This window comes from Streptomyces sp. NPDC045955 (assembly GCF_056430805.1).
The window spans coordinates 21,176-40,924 of record NZ_JBWKKY010000003.1; the positions used below are offsets into that span (position 1 = coordinate 21,176).

Annotated in this window: 10 protein-coding genes and 1 pseudogene; 1 reads left to right on the forward strand and 10 read right to left on the reverse strand. The window is 73.7% G+C overall.

What is annotated here, in order from left to right; translation table 11 throughout:
- Positions 1 to 57 precede the first annotated feature (57 nt).
- Positions 58 to 879: pseudogene (locus AC07F0_RS06550) on the forward strand (IclR family transcriptional regulator domain-containing protein); the annotation flags it as partial.
- On the opposite strand, the gene AC07F0_RS06555 reads toward AC07F0_RS06550, so the two are convergent.
- From AC07F0_RS06555 to AC07F0_RS06600, 10 genes are all read right to left on the reverse strand, one after another.
- Positions 794 to 1,729 (reverse strand): PDR/VanB family oxidoreductase, encoded by a 936-nt coding sequence (locus AC07F0_RS06555; RefSeq protein ID WP_478975070.1) that lies wholly within the window; start codon positions 1,727 to 1,729, stop codon positions 794 to 796. The pseudogene AC07F0_RS06550 and the gene AC07F0_RS06555 sit on opposite strands and share 86 nt — an antisense overlap.
- On the reverse strand, positions 1,726 to 1,905 hold the full coding sequence (locus tag AC07F0_RS06560; RefSeq protein ID WP_059416872.1) for a hypothetical protein: 180 nt from the start codon (positions 1,903 to 1,905) through the stop codon (positions 1,726 to 1,728). Before AC07F0_RS06560 ends, AC07F0_RS06555 begins: the two co-directional genes overlap by 4 nt.
- Positions 1,902 to 2,972 carry a Rieske 2Fe-2S domain-containing protein gene (locus tag AC07F0_RS06565; protein WP_478975073.1) on the reverse strand — a complete coding sequence of 357 codons (1,071 nt, stop codon included), beginning with the start codon at positions 2,970 to 2,972 and terminating at the stop codon, positions 1,902 to 1,904. Before AC07F0_RS06565 ends, AC07F0_RS06560 begins: the two co-directional genes overlap by 4 nt.
- A 506-nt stretch (positions 2,973 to 3,478) precedes the next feature.
- Positions 3,479 to 4,735: an MFS transporter gene (locus AC07F0_RS06570; RefSeq protein WP_478975076.1), complete on the reverse strand. Its 1,257-nt coding sequence runs from the start codon at positions 4,733 to 4,735 to the stop codon at positions 3,479 to 3,481.
- On the reverse strand, positions 4,732 to 5,493 hold the full coding sequence (locus AC07F0_RS06575) for a thioesterase II family protein (RefSeq protein WP_478975079.1): 762 nt from the start codon (positions 5,491 to 5,493) through the stop codon (positions 4,732 to 4,734). The genes AC07F0_RS06570 and AC07F0_RS06575 overlap by 4 nt, the downstream gene beginning before the upstream one ends.
- Before the next feature lie 5 nt (positions 5,494 to 5,498).
- On the reverse strand, positions 5,499 to 11,003 hold the full coding sequence (locus tag AC07F0_RS06580) for a type I polyketide synthase (RefSeq protein WP_478975082.1): 5,505 nt from the start codon (positions 11,001 to 11,003) through the stop codon (positions 5,499 to 5,501).
- Positions 11,000 to 16,081 (reverse strand): amino acid adenylation domain-containing protein, encoded by a 5,082-nt coding sequence (locus AC07F0_RS06585; protein ID WP_478975085.1) that lies wholly within the window; start codon positions 16,079 to 16,081, stop codon positions 11,000 to 11,002. The genes AC07F0_RS06580 and AC07F0_RS06585 overlap by 4 nt, the downstream gene beginning before the upstream one ends.
- A gap of 103 nt (positions 16,082 to 16,184) precedes the next feature.
- Positions 16,185 to 17,456 (reverse strand): MFS transporter, encoded by a 1,272-nt coding sequence (locus AC07F0_RS06590; RefSeq protein WP_478975088.1) that lies wholly within the window; start codon positions 17,454 to 17,456, stop codon positions 16,185 to 16,187.
- A complete protein-coding gene (locus tag AC07F0_RS06595; RefSeq protein WP_478975091.1) occupies positions 17,453 to 18,841 on the reverse strand; it encodes a hypothetical protein in 1,389 nt (462 codons plus the stop codon). The genes AC07F0_RS06590 and AC07F0_RS06595 overlap by 4 nt, the downstream gene beginning before the upstream one ends.
- Positions 18,838 to 19,746, reverse strand: coding sequence for an aminotransferase class IV (locus AC07F0_RS06600; protein WP_478975094.1), 909 nt, complete (start codon positions 19,744 to 19,746; stop codon positions 18,838 to 18,840). The genes AC07F0_RS06595 and AC07F0_RS06600 overlap by 4 nt, the downstream gene beginning before the upstream one ends.
- Positions 19,747 to 19,749 lie beyond the last annotated feature (3 nt).

A 19,749-nucleotide genomic window follows, 5' to 3' on the forward strand; every position in this document is an offset into this window, starting at 1 on the left:
TGGGCGCGACCAGCCCCCACGGCCCGCAGCCTCCAGACGGCACGTCGGACCGAGCTCGTCCGGTCCTTCGAGCGCGGCCTCGCCGTGATCCGCGCCTTCGACGCCGAGCACCCGGCGCTGACCCTGAGCGAGGTGGCGCGGGCCTGCGAGCTGACGCGCGCGGCGGCGCGCCGCTTCCTGCTCACCCTCGCCGACCTCGGCTACGTGCACACCGACGGCCGCCGCTTGCGCCTCACCCCGCGGGTGCTGGAACTCGGCTACTCCTACCTCGCCGGCTGCACGCTGGCCCAGATCGCCGAGCCCCATCTGGAGCAACTCGTCACGCGGGTACGGGAATCGTCCTCGCTCTGCGTCCTCGACGGCGACGACGTCGTGTACGTCGCCCGGGTTCCGACCCGCCGCATCATGACCGCGCCCCTCACGGTCGGCACCCGGTTCCCGGCGTACGTGACGTCGGTGGGCCGGGTGATCCTCGCCCATCTGCCCGACGAGGACGTCGAAGTCAGGCTCACCCGGGCGGAGTTGAAGCCCCTCACCCCGCGCACGGTCGCCACGCCTCAGGCCCTGCGGGCGGAGCTTCGCCGCGTCCGCCGGCAGGGCTACGCCGTCGTCGACCAGGAGCTGGAGGAGGGGCTGAGGTCGGTCGCCGCCCCGGTGCGGAACCGGGACGGCGAGGTGGTCGCGGCCGTCGACATCGCCGTGCACGCCGGGCGCAACTCCGCCGACTCCGTACACCGCGACCTGGTGCCGCACCTGCTGGCGACGGTCGCAGGGATCGAGGCCGACCTGCGGATCACAAGTCCAGCACCAGCCGTCGCCCTCGGCACCGGGACACGCAGATCATCATCGTCTCCCCGCTCTGACGCTCCTGAGGGGTGAGCACGGAGTCCCGGTGTTCCGGGGTGCCGTCGAGGACGTCGGTCTCACAGGTGCCGCAGGTGCCCTCGGTACAGGAGAAGAGCACCTCGACCCCGGCGTCGCGCACGGCGTCCAGCACGGACACGTCCGGCGCCACGGTGACTGTCCTGCCGCTCCGCGCCAGCTCCACCTCGAACCCGGTGTCGCCGCCCGTCTCCTGTTCCTTGGGCCGGAACCGCTCGACGCGCAGCACCGCGGGCGGGCAGCGTTCCTCGACAGCGTCCAGCAGCGGGCCGGGGCCGCAGCAGTAGACGAGTGTGCCCTCGGGTACGTCGTCGAGCACCGAGGGCAGGTCCAGCAGGCCCGTCTCGTCCTCGGGCGCGATCGTCACCCGGTCGCCGTACCGGGCGAGTTCCTCGCCGAACGCCATCGACCGGCGGGTGCGCCCGCCGTACAGCAGCGTCCACTCGGCGCCCGCCGCCTCGGCCGCCGCCAGCATCGGCAGGATCGGGGTGATGCCGATGCCGCCCGCGACGAAGCGGTAGCGGGGGGCGGGCTCCAGGCCGAAGTTGTTCCGGGGCCCGCGCACCCGGACCTTGTCGCCCTGCCCCACCTCCTCGTGCACATGGGCCGAACCGCCCCGGCCGTCCGGCTCGCGCAGTACCGCGATCCGCCAGGCCGACCGGTCCGCCGGATCGCCGCACAGCGAGTACTGCCGCTCCAGCCCGGCGCCGAGCACCACGTCGATGTGGGCGCCCGGCTCCCACACCGGGAGCGGCTCGCCGAGCGGGTGGCGCAGGGTGAGGGCGAGCACGCCGTCGGCGGCGAACTCACGCCGCTCGACGACGAGTTCGTCTTCGTACACGCTCATGAACTGTTCCCTCGCGGCTCGTCGACGTCATGCCCCTGGGGGTGGGCGAGCATCCACTCCCACATCTCCACCGGGTCCTGCGCGGTGTGCTCCCGGCCGCAGTGGCAGGTGCCGTGCAGGACGTCGGTGCCGGGCAGCCAGTCGATACGGTAGATCTCTCCGGTCGGGCTCGTCACTGGACCTTCTCCACGGGCTTCTCGCCCTCCTCGACCAGCCGGGCGAGGATACGGCGGGCGGCCAGACCACCGGTGTCGATGTTGATGCTCAGCTCCTGGTAGCCGGCGCGCTCGGTGCCGAGGGTCTTCTGCAGCAGGTTGAGGGCGGTCACGTCCTGCATCACCACCGTGTGGTTGTTGCCGCGCAGGAACTCGGTGACCTCGGCGTCGTCGGTCGCCCAGTCGCGGGAGACGGCCCAGAAGTCGTACACCTTTCCGTCGCCGGACGGGGTGATCGCGTACGTGATCTCGGTGTGGAAGCCGTTCGGGTCGCTGCCGTCCGCCTCGGGCAGCACACCGACCGGGGCGATGCGGCTGTGCAGCAGATACAGGCAGGGCGCGTGGTACTCGATGTCCTGCCAGCGGGTGATCCGGCCTGCGATGCCGGTGGACTTGGCGTAGAAGGGCGGGCACTCGGCGTCGTCCATGTGCCGGCTCACCCGGACGATCCCGGCGCCCTCGTCGACCTCCGTCGTGATCGGCGTCTCGGCGACCTCGGGGGTGCCGATGTACCCGCCGTGCAGATACGTCTCGTGGGACAGGTCCAGGAGGTTGTCGACGAGGAGTCCGTAGTCGCAGTCGATGGGCTCCATGCCGCGCACGGTGACCCAGCCGGGGGAGTCGAGGTGCCTGGCCCGCGGGATGCTCTGCGGATCGGCGAGCGCCGGGTCACCGATCCACACCCAGATCAGCGAGTCCTGCTCGACGACCGGGTAGGAGGCGACCCGGGCCGTGCGCGGCACCCGCTTCTGGCCCGGCACGTACACGCACGTACCGCTCGTGTCGTACGTGAACCCGTGGTACCCGCACACGATCCGGTCGCCGTCGAGCCGCGTCGGGGCCTCGGACAACGGGTACCGGCGGTGCACACACCGGTCGTGCAGCACGACCGGAGTGCCCTCCTCCTCGGTCCGGTAGAGCACGAGCGTCTCACCGAGGATCGTCCGTCCGAGCAACTCCCGCCCGACCTCGTGACTGTAGGCGGCGACGTACCACTGGTTCCTGGCGAAGGCGGTCATGTGAGGCATGGGGTTCCCGTCCCTGTCGGCGGGGCGTCGTCGCCCCGCGTGCCGTGGTTGGAACCAGGGTCGTGAGGCTTGCATCGGCTCGGCAAGACGGCTTCTGCCAGGCGGAAGAACTTCTGTAAAGAGGCTGGTCAGAGCCTTGTTCTGTCAACCTCTAGTCGCGAGAGTGGAGTGCCGCGTGGTGCGGCCGTTCGGTTCGCGCTCAGGGGTGCCGGAGGCGCCGACGGCGAATGCGACTACTCACAGCGTGGCGTTAATCGCCCAATTATGTCCACTTAGTTTCAATTGGGATGCTCCTCTGTCGGCGGATACTCGGTACATCGGCAAGAATCAGCATCACTGCAGGTCAATTACTGTTCGTTTTGGAGTCTGGGGTCCTTGGGGCGAATCCGGGTCGAATCCGCATCCTTTCAGGCTGTTGAGCGTGTTGCCGCTGGTCAGGGTGGTGTGAGGAGCCTGTCCGCCCGCCGACCGGATGCCGACGACGCCACGCCCTGTCCCGCCGCCCGTCACGGACCGGCTGGGTCGCGGAAACCCGCACGCGAGTTGAGCGGCGAGGCCAGCGCGGACAGCCCCACCAGGACCCGCAGCGCGCCCGCGATCCCGATGATCAGGTACATGTTGTGCCAGTGCTGTTCCAGCACCCCGCCCAGCACCGAGGCCAACGGGATCGACATGAACGCGATCATCCGGGTGGTGGCGACCACACGTCCGAGCAGCTCCGGCGGCACGGTGCGCTGGCGCAGCACGAACCAGCTGACCATGTTCACGGTGCCGATTCCGTAGATCAGTGCCCACAGCACCGAGACGCCGACCACGTCCCGCACCCAGATCAGCGCCACGATGCCGGCGCCCGCCAGGACCGTGCCCGCGATGACGACCCGGCCGGGTGCGAAGCGCCGGCCGAGCCAGGGGCAGACCCCCGCCCCGAGCACCGCGCCCGCGCCTTGCGCCGTCAGTACGACACCGATGAGCGTCGGCGACATCGCGTGGTAGTCGCTGAGGTAGTAGACGAGGTTGGCCTGCACCATCCACGTGCCCAGGTTGGCGAGGAAGAAGAGAGCGGCGCCGCTCAGCAGCACGCGGTTGTCCCGGCCGATGTGGACCAGCGCGTCCCGGATCTCGCCCAGCAGGTCACGGCGTTCGGGCGGGGTGTCCTTCCCGTCCCCCTCCGCGGTCCGCCTGATGGCGACGATCGCCAGCGCCGACACGGCGAAGGTGCCGGCGTCCGCCCAGATCGCACCCTGGTAGCCGAGGGCGGCGATCAGCACACCGGCCACCGCCGGACCGGCGAGGCTCATCACGTTGTCGCCCATCTGCATCCAGGCGTTGGCGCGTTCCAGGTCCCGGTCAGGCACCAGCCGGGGCACCAGGCCCTGGAACGCCGGGTAGTACAGCGGCTCTACACACGCCAGCAGGAACGCGAGCACGTACACCAGGAGCACGGACGACGCGCCCGACGTCACCACGAGCGCGAGCAGCCCGGCCAGCGCGGTCGCCGCCAGGTCACCGATGACCAGGATCCGCCGGCGCTCGAACCGGTCGGCGATCACCCCGCCGGGCAGCGAAAGCAGCAGCAGCGGCGCGTACTCCAGTGCGTACACCACGGCCGTGCTCAGCGCCGAGCCGGTCAGCTCGAGCACCATGAGCGGCAGCGCAAGCCGGTAGATCCAGGTGCCGAGCCCCGACACGACGAACGCGAACAGCAGCAGTTCGTACGGTGCGCCCAGCCGTCGGCCGGCCGGCGCGCGAACCTCCGTGCTCATGCCGTCCTGCTTACTTCGGCCACCTCGCGGATCAGGCCGGTGACGGCCGTGCGCCAGGGACGCAGGTAGAAGTGGTCGCCGGGGAACATCCGTAGCGCGAACGGGCCGGACAGGTGCCCCCGCCACGCCTCCAGCTGCGCGAGCGGGATCGTGTCGTCCGTGCCGCCGAGCACGGTCGCGGGCACCTCCAGCGGCTCGGCGTCGGCCGCGGCGCGATAGGTCTCCAGAACCTCGTAGTCGGCGCGGAAGTACGGCAGCACCAGGCCGCGCAGCTCGGCGTGTTCCCGCAGCTCCGCGGGCACCCCGCCGTGGCGTCGCGCCACGACGTCGAGGAAGTCCTCCTCGGGCAGGTCGTGGATGCTCCCCTCGTACGCCACCAGGCCGGGCGCGGGCCGTGCGGACAGAAACAGGTGCCGGGGGCCGGGGAGTCCGGCCGTCAGCAGGGCGCGGGCCACCTCGAAGGCGACCAGCGCGCCGAAGCTGTGCCCGAAGAACACGGTCGGCAGGTCCGTCCGGACGCGGTCGGCGAGTTCCGCCACGAGGGGGTCCATCCGCGTGTGCGGCGTCTCCTTGGAGCGGGCGCCGCGGCCGGCGAGCTGTACGGCGCAGACGTCCACGGTCTCGGGCAGGTAGCGGTGCCAGCGGGTGAACTCGGCCGCCGTGCCGCCCGCGTGGTGGAAGCAGTAGAGCCGCAGCCGAGGGTCGGCGCGGTGCTCGCCGCGCACCGTCCACTGCTCGTCCCCGAATGTGTCCGGCACCGCCGTCACCTGCCTTCCCCGGCCCGGCGGCGCAGCTCGGCGGCCAGGGCCTCGATCGTCGGGAACTCGAACAGAACGCCGATGCTCAGCTCAACGCCGAGCCGGTCGCGGACCTCGGCGATCAGGCCCACGGCGCTGAGCGAGTCCCCACCGAGCGCGAAGAAGTCGTCGCCGTGGCCGACGCGGGACAGGCCGAGCGCGGTCTGCCACAGCTCTTCGAGCACCGCGGTGACGTCCTGAACGGGAGACTGGGCGGACTGGGCGGACGGTTCGGTCCGTGGGGCCTGTTCGCCGTGCGCGGGCGGTTGCGCAACGGACTCCGGCGCGGGCACGGGCGGGGGAGTGGTGGGCGGGGCGGAGCCGGGGGCACGGTCCGGGGCGGGTTCCAGCTGTAGCGGCACGCCGTCGCGGTACGGGCGCACCGCGACCTGCCGGCCCGGACGTGCCGCCAGGATGTCGAAGAGCAGGGCCACGCCCTCGCCGGGCGGGATGCCCTCCGAGGGTGGCAGGCCCGTGGCGCCGTCACGCGCGCCCTCCCTCTCCGTGGCCTGGGGGCCTCCCAGGGTCTGCGGGGCCTCTGTGGTCTGCTCGCCGTCGTCCGGCCCCGCGAAGGGGTTGCCGTCCACCCGCCGCATCGTGAACCCGCGCACGGTGACGGCCACCACCTCGTCGGCGCGCACCAGATCGATGTCGGCGACCAGGACGCCGTGGCCGCCACGGAGGTGCCGGATATGGGCGGTGAACGTGCCAGGGAGGTCCTCGTACACCGTGATCTCGCCGTACAGCAGCGGCAGGTGGTGGTCGTCCTCGCGGCGGCGTGTGAGCGCGGTCGCGCTGTCCAGCAGCGCCGGGTGCAGTGCGTGGTCCTCCACCTCGGCCCGGTACCGCGGGTCGAGGGCGAGCCTGGCGAGCTGCTCGTCGGCGGAGCGGCGCAGTCCCTGGACGTTGAGCCAGTGCGGGCCCAGTTCGGCGAGGTCGCCGGCGCCGGTGGCCTCGACGGTCTCGGTCATGCGCGCGGACACCGCGGCCAGGTCCACGCGAGGCGCGGCCCGGTCACCGACGGTCTCGACACGCCCCGAGCAGTGCACGGTCGACCCCGTACATACCGTGAAGTCCCAGCGGTCCTCGCGGGGCTCCAGGACGACGCGGACGCGTCGGGTGCCGTCGACGAACAGCGGGCGGCGGAACACCACCTCGCGCAGTCGCACGGGTGCCCCGGAGAGGTCCGGCAGCAGCGCGCGGGCGGCGCTGACCACGAGGTCGAGGTGGCCGGTGCCGGGGAGCACGGCGCGGCCGCCGAAGCGGTGTTCGTCGAGGAGCCAGTCCTTCTCGGACAGCTCCTGCTCGTACACCAGCGGCTGCGCGGTCCGTCGGCCGCGGTCGTCGGTCCACGCCGCGAGGGGCTCCCCGCTGCCGGGGTCGACCGTGGAGCGGGCAGCCATGCCGACGCGGGCCCAGCTCGGCCAGTTGACGCTGACGCAGCGCTGCCGGGACACGGCCGCGTGAGCGTCGAGGAAGGCGTTGGCAGCCGCGTAGTCGGCGCTGCCGACCAGTCCGGCGATGGAGGCGCGGCTGGAGAAGGAGACGAGGAAGTCGAGCGGCGGCCGGTCGGCGAAGACCTGTTCGAGGACGAGTGTGCCCAGTACCTTCGGCCGCAGCACGGCCCGTACCTGCTCGGGGGTACGGAAGGCGATCATGCCTTCGCCCGGCAGCCCGGCGGCGTGCGCGACGCCGTGGACGGGGCCGGCGGTGTGTTCCACGCGCTCGACGACGGCGCGCAGGGACTCCTCGTCGGTGACGTCGGCGCGTTCGGCCAGCACCCTGGCGCCGAGCCGCTCCAGCTCGGCCACCTCGGGCGCGGTGGATCCGGTGGGCCCGGAGCGTCCGACGAGGACCAGCGTGGGGGCGAGTCCGGTCTCGGCGAGACCACGGGCGACGGCCAGACCGAGCCCGCCGAAACCGCCGGTGACGAGGTAGGTCCCGCCGGGGCGAACGGGGGCCTCGGTGGCGGGCCGGTGCCGGAGCGGCACCTCCACCGGGGTCCAGCGGCGGTCGCCGCGCAGGGCGACGACCGGCGGCCAGTCGGCCTCCTGGATCTGATGGGTTATCAGGTCGTCGTCGGTGCCGGGCGACACGTCGAGGAGCATGCAGGCGGCGTCCGGCAGTTCGAGCGGCACGGTCCGGGCCAGCCCGGTCAGGGCCGCCTTCGCGGGGTGGACGGGCTCGCCGCCGGAGACGTCCGCCGCCCGTTCCGTGAGGAACAGGAACCGCGCGGGCAGACGCAGCCGTGAGGAGCGGGCGACGATCCGGACGAGGTCGTACGCGCTCTCCACACCGTCGGTGAGCTGTGCCTCGACGGTGTCGGGGGCGGCGTCCGGCCACGGCGTGGCGGCGCGGGCGTGGACGTACACGGCGGGCTCGTCGCCGCGCGTAAGGAGGTCGTCGAGGACGGCACCCAGGGTGCCGGGGCGGGCAGGCACCACGCGGTGTCCGGCGTGGCCCAGGAGCCTGGTGACGCGGCGGGCCGCATCCGGGTCGTCCGGGAGCAGTACGAGTGCGACGCTGCCGCGGTGCCGGGGCGGCCGGGGGCCGGTGGGCTCCTCCCGCCAGCGGATCAGCGACAGAGGGGCGGGCGGGAAGCTCGCTGGAGGCGGCACGGGCGTGCGCTGGGAGGCCCGGCTGCCCTGTGCGGCACGCGCCGGGGCCTGCGTGCCCGGCGCGGCTTGTTCGACGCCGAGGTGGCCGGTGTCCCCGGCCGATGCGTCGGCCGGGCTCGCGGCAACGGGTTCCGGACCGGGCGGCGGCGGGCTGATCCAGTGCCGTTCGCGCTGGTACGGGTACGACGGGAGCGCGATCCTGCGTAGCGGTCGGGAGGGACCCATGGCGTCCCAGCGCAGGTCGTGGCCCTCCGTCCACAGCGTCCCGGCGGCGGCGAGGACCGCGGCCCGGTCGTCGCCGTCGCTGCCGAGCGTGGCCACGGCGAGGTGGCCGGAGCCCTGGTGGCGTACGAGACCGGTGAGGGTGCGGCCGGGGCCGGCCTCCACCGTGGTGAGTCGGCGTCCGGCGAGGAGCCGTGCCAGGGCGGGGCCGAAGAACACCGGCGCGGTGAGCTGTCCAGCCCAGAAGGCCGGGTCGACGGCCTGCTCGGTGGTGAGGGGCTGCCCGGTGGCGGCCGAGACGACGGGAAGGACCGGAGGGGACAGCGTGATGCCGTCGAACGCCTCCAGGAACCGCTGCTCGGCGGGGGCCATGGCGGGGGAGTGGAAGGCGTGCGAGGTGTCGAGCCGCTTGGCCTGCGCGCCCGCGGCGCGCACCCGTTCCGCGACGGCCTCGATCGCGTCGGCGGGCCCGGCGAGGACGGTCTGCCGCGGCCCGTTGACCGCGGCGAGGGCGACGCTGGCACCGGCGGCCGCGTCGTCCAGCAGGGCGCGGGCCTCCTCCTCGGCGAGGGAGACGGCGAGCATCGCTCCGGGCGGCATGGCCTGCATGGCCTGGGCGCGGGCGGTGACCAGGCGCAGTCCGTCCTCCAGGCTGGTGACCCCGGCGACCATGGCGGCGACGAGTTCCCCGACACTGTGGCCGAGCAGGGCGACGGGGGTGACGCCCCACGCCCGCCACATCGTGGCGAGCGAGTAGCCGACGGACGCCAGCAGCGGCTGGGCGTACTCGGTCCGGGTGAGCAGCTCGGCGGCGTGCGGGCCGCGCCAGGCCGGTTCCAGGTCGACGCCGAGAGCGGCCACGGTGTCGAGGCACTGGTGCATCGTCTCGGTGAACGTGGCGTCGTGACCGAGGAGTCCGGCGGCCATGCCGGGCCGCTGGGCGCCCTGGCCGGGGAAGAGCAGCGCGACCGGCCGGACGGCGGCGCCCCTGGTGGCATCCGCGGTGGTGCCGTCGGCCGGGCGCAGCACGCCCCGCCCCTCGGCGTCGGATAGCAGGTCCACGGCCTCACGGGCGCTCGCGGCGACGGCGGCGCGGCGCAGCCGGTGGACGGTCCTGCCGTGCCGCAGGGTCGCTGCCGCGTCCGCGAAGCCGTCCTCGCCGTGCCAGGTGAGGTGCCGGGCGAGCCGGGCGCGTACCTGCGGCTCGGCGGCGTCGGTGCGCGCCGACCAGACAAGCAGCTCGGGGCCGTCGGCGGGGGTGCCGGGCGGGGCGGGCGGTGCCTGTTCCAGCAGCACATGGGCGTTGGTGCCGCCGACGCCGAAGGAGCTGACGGCGGCCGTCCGGGGCCGCCCGTCCGTGGTCGGCCACACGTCGCGCCTCCCTACGACCTGGAACGGGGTGGCGTGGAGGTTCAGCTTGGGGCTGGGCTCGGTGAAGTGGACGGTCGGCACCAACTCGCCGTGCTCCATGCACAGGACGGTCTTGATGAGCCCGGCGACCCCGGCGGCCGGGCCGAGATGACCGATGTTGGACTTGACCGACCCCAGCGCGACAGCGGACGGGGCGGGGCCGCCACTGGCCGTGAGGAACCGGTACGCGGAGGTGAGGGCCTCGATCTCGATGGAGTCGCCGATGTCGGTGCCGGTGCCGTGCGCCTCGACGTAGTCGATGTCGCCGGGCGTGAGCCCCGCGACGGTCATCGCCTCGACGACGGCCCGCAGTTGGCCGTCCACGCCGGGCGCGCTGAAACTCACCCGGTCGGAGCCGTCATTGGTCACGGCGGAGCCCCGTACGACGGCCCGGACGGGATCGCCGTCCGCCAGTGCGTCGGAGAGAAGCTTCAGCACGACCACGCCGCCGCCGTTGCCGAAGACGGTGCCGCCGGCCCGGACGTCGAAGGGCCGGCAGACGCCGTCCTGCGCGTAGATGCTCCCGGGCGCCCAGCGGTAGCCGTGGCCGTAGGGCAGCTCAATCTCCGCGCCACCGGCCAGCGCCGTCTCGCACTCGCCGGCGCGCAGCGCCTCGCACGCCAGGTGGACGGCGACGAGGGAGGTGGAGCAGGCGGTGGCGACGGAGAGGGCGGGGCCGGTGAGGCCGAGGCGGTAGGAGACGGTGCTCGCGACGTAGTCGTTGTTGTTGTAGATGTCCAGGGACAGTGCCCCGGCGCGGGCGGCGAGTTCCTTGTTGGCACGGATGTTGAACTCCGCGTACCGGTTGGAGGCGGCGCCCCCGTACACGCCGACGGTGCCGGGCACGGCGAACGGGTCGTAGCCCGCGTTCTCCAGGGCGGAGTGGGCCAGTTCGAGGAAGAGACGCTGCTGCGGGTCGCGCATGGCGGCCTCGCGGGGGGTCATGCCGAAGAACTCGGCGTCGAAGCGGTCGGCGTCGGACAGGAGCGGGACACGGCGCACGTAGTGCGGATCCCGCAGATGGGCCTCCGGGACGCCGGCGGCGCGCAGTTCGTCGTCGGTGAGGGTGCTGAAGCAGTCGGCGCCCTCGGACAGAGCGTGCCAGAACTGCTCGAGGTTCTCCGCGCCGGGGAACCGTCCGGCCATGCCGATGATCGCGACCGGTTGCGCGGTGCTGCCTGCTGGGGAGTGCTGCTCCGTCGGCTGCTGCGACAGGTTCATCGCTGGGTGGTCCTCTTCTGTTCGGCGAGGCGTCGGCGGACGGTGCGTCGCGCGGCGGCGACCCCGGTCAGCGACGTGGGGCGGGCGGGGGCGGACGGGCTACCGCCGCCGGGTGCGGGGGCGCTGTCGCCGCGCAGGTGGCTGGCGAGCAGACGGGCGTTGGGGAACCGGAAGAGGTCGACGACCTGCACGGTGACGCCGTCCGCGCGCAGCCGTTCACGCATGCGCAGCAGCGAGAGGGAGGTGAGGCCGGCGTCGAAGAAGTTGGTGGTCGCGCCGGGCGGCGGGCCGGACACGGCGGCGCCGGACGCCGCCAGTTGTTCCCGCAGGGCCGTCAGGACGACCTCCTCGACGGCCGACGGCGGCCGCTCCGCAGGTTGCGCTTCAGGGCCGCCGGACACCTCGGCCGCGGCGGCGGTGGCCGCCCGGACGTCCACCTTTCCGTTGTGGTCGAGGGGCAGTTCGGGGAGGACGACGATCCGCCCGGGCACGGCCCATGCCGGGAGCACCGTGCCGAGTTCGTGGCGGAGTTCCTCGGCGAGCACGACAGCCGCGCCGGGTGCGGAGACGAACGCGGTGATGTCGGTGCCCGTGGCCACGGCCACGCACTGGGCGACGGCCGGGTGGGCGAGGAGGGCGGCCTCGATCTCTGCTGGTTCCAGCCGGTACCCGCCGACCGACACCTGCCGGTCGCGGCGGCCCGCGAACTCGATGTGCCCGTCCGGGGTGTACCGGCCGAGATCGCCGGTGCGGTACGAGGTGATGCCCGGCTCGCCGTACACGTCGGGGCCGAAGGGTGAGGGATCCTTCGCCGGGTGGGTGCGCAGGGCGAGGCCTCGGCCGCGTACGACGATCTCGCCGAGCTGCCCCACGCCCGCGCCCTCGATGACGAGCTCGCGCCACGGGCCGGCGGCGGCCAGCGGCACCGCGGCCCGGCCGCGCCTGCGCCGCACCGGGTCTCCCGCCGGGTCGTGCCAGCGCAACCAGGAGCAGAGCTGTGGCGTCTCGGTGGAGCCGTAACCGTGGTGGATCTCGGCGGCCGGGGCGGCGCGGCGCAGCTCGCGGGCGACCGGGTCGGTCAGCAGGGCGCCGGACAGCACGATGTGCCGCAGCGCATCGATGCGCCGACCGGTGGCCAGGGCGACGGAGGCGAGAAGCCGGGCGAGAGAGGGGGTGGCGTGCAGCAGGGTGATCCGCTCCGCGATGATCCGGTCGAGCAGCGCCTCCGGCTCGCCGGCGTCCGGCAGATGGAGGGACCCGCCACTGGTGAGCGGCACCAGGATGTCACGCAGTACGGGGTCGTGCCCGGGGGCTGACAGCATCAGGACGCGGTCGTCCGATCCGGCGCCGAACGCCTCGCGGTAGTGGTGCAGGGCCTCGGGAAGCGCGTCACGCGGGGCGAACACCACGCTGGGCTCGCCCGTGGTGCCCGAGGTGCACAGCGCGTGGCCGCAGTCGAGGGGCCGCGGCTCACCGGTGGGGCGGGGCAGGTCCGGCCCGGCCAGCACGGGCACCGGCCAGTCGGGGCCGCCGGGGACGAGCACGGCCTCGGCCCCCGAGCCGGCCAGGGCGGCCAGCAGCCGGCGGCCGGGCAGCGCCGCGTCCACGAGGGCGACCGCGCACCCGGCGTGCCAGGCGGCGAGGAGTTCGACGACGGTCGTGCCGGTACGGTCACCGGGGAGCAGCACCATACGGTCCGACCACCCGGCGGCGCGCAGGGCGTCGGCGCGCTCCACGACCGCCCGCTGGAGCTGACGGTACGTGAGTACGCCACCGGGCCCGCTCAGCGCGACCCGGTCGGGGTGGGCCTCGGCCGCCCGGGTGAACGCCTCGCTGATGCCGGGGAGTTCGGGGCGCGGAGCGAGGGCTGCCGGGGACCGGTCGCCGCCGAGCGGCCATCCGGCGGGTGCCCGGTCGAGACCGTCGGGCCCGGCTCGGAGCAGCCGGACCACCTGGTCCAGGAGGTGCCCGGCCACCTCCTGGTCGAACACGTCCACGGCGTACACGAGACGCAGGCGGTAGCCGGTGTCCTCGACGCGGCGCAGATAGAGGCCGAGGTCGAACAGGGATCCGGTGGTATCGGGTTCCACCTCGGTGGTGGCCACCCCGTCGAAGGAGGGTGGCGGTGCCGCCTGGGTCAGATCGTTGAACCACACCTGGTACAGCGGGTTACGGCTGAGGTTGCGGGGCAGGCCCACGGCCTGGACGATCCGTTCGAAGTCCGCTCCGGCGTGCCCGTGGGCGTCGAGGAGCGCGTCGGCCACCTGGCGTACCAGTTCCGCGAACCGGTCCGAGCCGGCGACGTCGACACGCACAGGCAGCGTGTCGACGAGGAAACCGATGACGTCCTCGCTGGGGCCGCCGTCGCGTGAGGACCACGGCACGCCGACGACGACCTCGTCCTGCCCGCTCCACGACGTGACGACCGTGGCGAACGCGGCGAGGACTACGGCGACGGGCGTGACGCCGAGAGCACGCGCCACCTCGTCCAGGCGGCGCGCGGCGGCGCCGGTCACGGTGGCGTCGACGGCGCCGCCCGCGAAGGTGTTGACCGCGGGGCGACGGGTCTGGAAGGGCAGGCCGTGCGAGCGCGGGGCATCGCGCAGCCGCTCGGTCCAGTACGCGAGGTCGACGCCTTCCGCGGTGGCGTCCGTGCGAGCGGCCCGCTCCGTCAGCAGGTCGCCGAACTGGGGCGGTTCGGGCTGCGCTGCGCGGCCGTCGTAGGCGTCGGCCAGCTCCGCCAGGAAGAGGTCCACGGACCGCTGGTCGGCGATGGCATGGTGCAGCACGGCCACCAGCAGGGCGTCCCCGTCGGCGCCCGAGGTGTACCGGACGCGCAGCAGCGGCGCGCTGTCGACGGGCAGCGGCTCGGCCGCCGCCTCGACGGCCATGGCACGGCAGCGCTCCTCGGTGAGCGGCTCGTCCACGGCCGCGACAGTGAGCGGGGGTTCCACGTGGTCGACGACGGCCTGGTACGGGCCCGCGTCGTCCTGGGCGATGCGCGTACGCAGCGACTCGTGCCGGCGCACGACCGTCAGGAGCGCGTCTCGTAGCCGGCCGGTGTCCAGACCCCTGGGAACGCGCAGGGCGGCGACGACGTTGTAGGCGCTCAGGCGCGGATAGAGCTGCTCCATCAGCCAGAGCCTGCGCTGCCCGGCGGAGACGGGGGCCCGGGCGGGGTCGGACCGCCGTGGCAGGGCCGCGCCGACACCCAACCCGGCTCCGGCATCCGTACCGGCCCCGGAACCCGCCCCCGCGCTGTTCTCGACGCGGGTGCGCAGAGCGGCGAGGGTGAGTCGGTCGCGCAGCAGTTCGGCCAGCGACACCCGCAGCCCGTAGGTGCGCAGGAGCTCCCCACGCAGCCGGACCGCGGCGAGGCTGTGCCCGCCCAGCGCCAGGAAGTCCGCATCCTCGTCCACCGTGTCCAGGCCGAGCACGTCGGCCCACAACCGGGTCAGCGGGTCGGCCTCGGGCAGAGCGTCGGCGTCGCGCGGCGCGAGCAGTGCCTCGGCGCGCCGCCGCAGCTCCACGCGGTCCTGCTTGCCACTGCCGGTCAGCGGCATGGTGTCGAGGACGACGAAGTGGCTCGGGACGTAGGCGGAAGGCAGCCGCGCCGCCACATGAGCGCGGCACTTCTCCTGCCACGCCGGACCGGTGTCGGTGACGGTCCCGGCGGGTCGGACGAACGCCACCAGGCGCGGGACGCGGCCGCCCGCGGCGACGACGGCGCACTCGGCGACGCCGGACCGGTCGCGCAGGACCGTCTCGACCTCACCCGGCTCCACCCGTACGCCGCGGATCTTGACCTGCTCGTCGATGCGCCCGTGGTAGCGGATCTGTCCGTCGACGACGCTGACCAGGTCGCCCGTGCGGTAGACGCGGTCCACGCCGCTGCCGGGCGGCGCGGGTACGAAGGCGCGCTCGGTGAGGTCGGGGCGTCGGACGTAGCCGAGGGCGAGGGGCGCGCCACCGATGCACAGTTCACCGGTCTCGCCGTCGGCGACCGTCCGGCCCTGCCCGTCGAGCACGAGCAGGACGCAGTTGTCGATGGCCCGGCCGATCGGGACGTCCTCGACCTCGGCCGGGTCGGCGGGGCTGTCCCAGTACGTGACCTCGATGGACGCCTCGGTCGGGCCGTACAGGTTGTGCAGCCGCACGGGCAGGGTCTCCAGGCACGCGCGGGCCAGGGCCGGCGGCAGGGCCTCGCCGCTACAGAAGACGTGCCGCAGGGTGGTGCAGTCGCCGGCGTCCGGCCAGCGGAGGAACTCGTCCAGCATCGAGGGCACGAAGTGGCACACGGTGACCTGGTGTTCGACGACCGTCTTGATGATCGCCGCGGGGTCGGCGTGCTCCCCGGGGGCGAGCAGGACGAGCCGGGCGCCGACGGTCAGCGGCCAGTAGATCTCCCAGCCGGACACGTCGAAGGTGTACGGGGTCTTCTGCAGGACCCGGTCCTCCGGTGTCAGCCGGTAACGGCGCTGCCCCCACAGCAGCCGGTTGGTGACCCCGCCGCTGGGCACCAGAACGCCCTTGGGCGTGCCCGTGGAGCCGGAGGTGAAGAACACGTTGACGGGCTGGTCCGGGGGCACGGACCGCAACGGCGCCGGGGTGTAGGCGTCGTCGGTGCCGGCGGCGAGCGGTACGACGTCCAGCCGGTCGATCCCGTCCGGGCCCTGCCAGGCGGCGAGCGGGCGGGTGGTGCCGACCACCAGGGCGGGCCGGGCGGCGTCGAGGATGAGGGCGAGCCGCTCGGCGGAGACGTCGGTCGCCAGGGGCAGATAGGCGAGGCCCGCCTTCAGGACACCGAGCAGCGCGGCCACCATGTAGGGACTGCGGTGGGCCAGGACGGCGATGGGCCGGTCCGCGGGCAGATCGCGGCGCAGCAGTTCCTCGGCGAGCCGGTCCGAGACCTGCTCCAGCTCCCGGTACGTCCAGGTCACTTCCGTGCCGACGCAGGCGACGGCGTCGGGGCCGCGGTCGGTGGCGGCCCGGACCAGTCCGGGGATGCCGTGCGGGGCGCGGTGGTCGACGTCGGGGCCGCGCAGGGCGTGACTGCGATGGTCGTGGCGAGGGTGCATGACGAAGGTCCCCGTTTCCGAGTGGTGCGTAGTGGTCGACAGGTGCGGCGGCGTGGACGATGGCGTGGATGGCGTGGATGGCATGGATGGCGGGGTGTCGGGGTCAGCTCGTCGCGCCCTCCCGCGACAGGTGCTCTCTCGCGGAGCGCACGGTCAGCCGACGCACACTGGCGCTGCACAGCGCCAGCGCGGTCGCCGTGACGACCAGGAGCGCCCCCATCACGAGGGTCGTGTCGACCGAGGTGCGCAGGGCGAGCGGCCCGGCCGCCATCTCCCCGACGGGCATGGCGACGAAGGAGCCGAGCGCGTCGTACGAGTAGACGCGCGCGAGCCGGTCGGGCGGGACGTTCTCCTGGAGGGACACGTCCCAGGCCACCGCGAGCTGTTCGAGGGCGACGCCGTTGACGAACATCGCGGCGGCGAGAAGGACCGTGTGCGAGGTGGTGGCGAGGGCCAGCAGGGGCAGCGCCTCGAACGCGCCGACGGCGGCGCCGTACCGCAGGGCGTGCCGCGGCTGGAAGCGGGCCGCGACGATGCCGCCCGCGAACGCGCCCGCCGTCTGGGCGGCCAGCAGCAGTCCCCAGGTGGTGCGACCGAAGGAGGCGTCGGCGACGGTGGGGCCGAGGACCTGCAGCCCGCCCGCGACGACGGCGTTGATGACCAGGAACTGCAGGACGACCACCCACACCCAGGTGCGCGAGACGAACTCCTTCCATCCTTCGCGGAGTTCGGCGAGCGGGCGGGTGGGGCCGCCGCCGCCCGTCGGCGTGGTGGCGGCGACTTGGCGGATCCCGGTGAAGCACGCGGCCGCCACCAGGAAGACGGCCGCGTTCACGGCGATGCCCCAGCCGGGGCCGGCCGCCCCGGCGACGATGCCGCCGGTGGAGGTCCCGATGACCATGCCCGCGTTGACGGCCATCCGTACCAGCGCGTTGGCCTGCCGGATCATGGTGGGTGGGACGGTCTGCGGCACCAGCGCGGCGGCGGCCGGCAGCGACACCGCGGCGACCGCGCCGTTGACGACGCTGAGCAGGACAAGCAGCGGCACGGACGCGAAGCCGAGCAGCACGCTCGCCGCGATGACCGCCTGGACCAGCCCCGCGGCCGCGCTCGTGCCCTGGAGGACGAGCCGGCGCGGCAGCCGGTCGGCGATCACGCCGCCGAACAGCAGCAGCGCCACGTTGGCGACGGACCGCGCGCCGACGACGATCCCGAGGTCCACCACCGAGCCCGTGAGGTCGAGGACGGCGAAGGACAGCACGATCGGCGCCATCGCGTTGGCCACGTAGGTCGCCATCCGTCCGGCCGCCAGGGCACGGAAGCTGCGCTGGCGCAGCGTGTCCAGGAGCGTCGGTGCGCGGCGCCCGTCGGTCATCGCCGGGCCGCCGGATCCGTCACAGCCGTGGGGTCCACGGGATGGTCCACGATGAGCACACCGTTGGACGCGGCACCCTGGTGCGTGTTGATGACGTGCGCCGACCGGGGACTGCCATGGCGGACGTACATGCCGGACAACACGCGGCCGTACATCATCGGACCGAGCACGAACGGCACGGCCTCGGTGCGCACGTCGTCGGTCTTCTCGTGTACGAAGCTCATGGTGACGAGGTCGCCGTCCACGGCGTCCTGGAGGACGTGGGTGTCGTGCGCGGCGGCGTCCAGCACCAGCTCGCGCCAGCGCGCCTCGCTCACGGAGCGGCCCGGGACGACCCCGGTGCCGCCGTATCCGTCCCCCGGCTTGAGGATCAGCCGCGTCCGGTCCTCACGCAGGCGGTCCGCCCGGGCGAAGGTGGTGCGCGGGACGTGGCGGCGTACGAAGTCCCGCTCTGCTGCGTCCAGTTCGGGCAGATCCTCCCAGATCCAGGCCAGGATCCTCTTGTCGCTGACCGGGCTGGTCGCCTCCGGGGTGTACATCCGGGTGGTGCCGGCGCGCAGGGCACCGGCCAGGGCGTCGAGGCCGGGCCCCTGCTGCTCGACGGGCAGGAAGAGACGGAAGACGCCGTGGGCGACCTGCTCCCCGGCGCGCAGCCGCCGCCGCTCGTCCAGGGTCAGCAGCTCCAGCGGATGTCCGACGACGGTGATGCCGTGGGCCTTGCCCCGCTCGGCCAGCGGACCGAGGAAGGCGATGAAGTCGTCCGGGTCGGCCAAGGCGTCCAGCCCGTCCTCCCGGAAGACGGGGACGACGAGGCAGGCTCCCTCGGCCAGATCGAGGTGGGAGACCAGCTCGGTGAAGAACGCGTCCACGGACGACGGCGGAGTGCGCAGCGAGACCGGGCCGGCCGCGACCGCGGCCGGCAGTCCGTCGGCGTACACCTTCTGGAACTGTGCCGCGATGAGGTCGCCCTCGATGGCGCCCCCGACAGCGCCGTCGATGTTCAGTTCGAGGATCCGGGGTTCCCCGCGCTCCACCATCACATCGGCGCGCACCGATGTCAGCAGCCGCTCGTCCAACGGGGCGTCGGGCCTGAGCAGGGGGTACCAGCCGTGGGGCATGCCGAGCACGTCGAGCAGTCCGCCCGCCGTGGCCGCCCGGCGTCGGCAGGCGTCCAGCACCAGCCCGGCCGCACGGTCCGCGACGGCACCGACCCGCTCGTACGCGGCGGCGCCGAGCATCAGCGGCCGGACCGGGTTCCAGGCGTCCTCGGCGCGCGGCACACCGGAGTGGGCGATCCGCCAGTGAGCCCTGCCCAGGGCCTCGGTGGCGCGGCGGAAGTCCTCGGGCAGGGCGGGATACAGGTCGGCCACGGGTACGCGGGTCACGGCAGAGACCTCCAGGCCCGATACGCGGGCAGCAGCCCCTGCTCGGCCTGCCGGTAGACGCGGACGAGTTCCGTGGCGACCGGGTGGTCGCAGGCGAACTCGGTGTCGTCGACGCACCGCACCGGACGTACCCCGCCGGCGGTGCTCGCCACACACAGCGCGTCGCAGGCCAGCAACTCCTCGGGCGCCACGCGGGCGCGGACCACCTCGTGGCCGAGGTCACGGGCGATATCGACGACGGACGCGAGCGTGATGCCGTCGAGCGCGGCCTCGGAGTCGGGCACGAGGAGGGTACGGCCGCGGACCCCGAAGACGTTCTGCACGGAGCACTCGGCGACCGCGCCGGTGTCGTCCAGCAGCAGGGCGTCGTCGTAACCGCGCCGCCGCGCGTCCGCCCAGGCCGCACGGGAGTTGAGGTACGCGGCGGAGACCTTCGCCTTGGTGGGGAAGGCGCGGGGGCTGAGCCGGGCGACCGTGGAGAGGGTCAGCCGGGGCCGCTGGGCGCGGACCTGCTCGTCGAAACGGGCCACGTCGAAGGCGAGCACGGCCACCTCGGCCGCCGCCCCCGGCTCGGCGAGGCCCAGCACCCCGTCGCCCAGGACGGCCAGGGGCCGCAGGTAGGCGCGGCGCAGCCCATTGGCGCGCAGCGTGTCGTGGCAGGCGGTGGCGAGCTCCTCAAGGGGCAGGTCGAGGGTGGTTCCCACCAGGCGGCAGGACTCGGCGAACCGGGTCAGGTGCTCCTCCAGCCGGAAGATGTGGTGCCCGGCGTCCCCGTCCGGGAACGCGGAGATCCCCTCGAAGACGCACAGGCCGTAGTGGAGGCTGTGGTTGGCGAGGGTCAGTGTCGCGTCGGCGGCGGGGACGAGCGCGCCGCGCCACCACAGGAACTTCGCGGGTTCGTTCATGTC

Coding starts and splice junctions, on each gene's coding strand:
- AC07F0_RS06555 (WP_478975070.1), bottom strand. CDS start 1,729: ATGAGCGTGTACGAAGACGAACTCGTCGTCGAGCGGCGTGAGTTCGCC.
- AC07F0_RS06565 (WP_478975073.1), bottom strand. CDS start 2,972: ATGCCTCACATGACCGCCTTCGCCAGGAACCAGTGGTACGTCGCCGCC.
- AC07F0_RS06570 (WP_478975076.1), bottom strand. CDS start 4,735: ATGAGCACGGAGGTTCGCGCGCCGGCCGGCCGACGGCTGGGCGCACCG.
- AC07F0_RS06580 (WP_478975082.1), bottom strand. CDS start 11,003: ATGAACCTGTCGCAGCAGCCGACGGAGCAGCACTCCCCAGCAGGCAGC.
- AC07F0_RS06585 (WP_478975085.1), bottom strand. CDS start 16,081: ATGCACCCTCGCCACGACCATCGCAGTCACGCCCTGCGCGGCCCCGAC.
- AC07F0_RS06590 (WP_478975088.1), bottom strand. CDS start 17,456: ATGACCGACGGGCGCCGCGCACCGACGCTCCTGGACACGCTGCGCCAG.
- AC07F0_RS06600 (WP_478975094.1), bottom strand. CDS start 19,746: ATGAACGAACCCGCGAAGTTCCTGTGGTGGCGCGGCGCGCTCGTCCCC.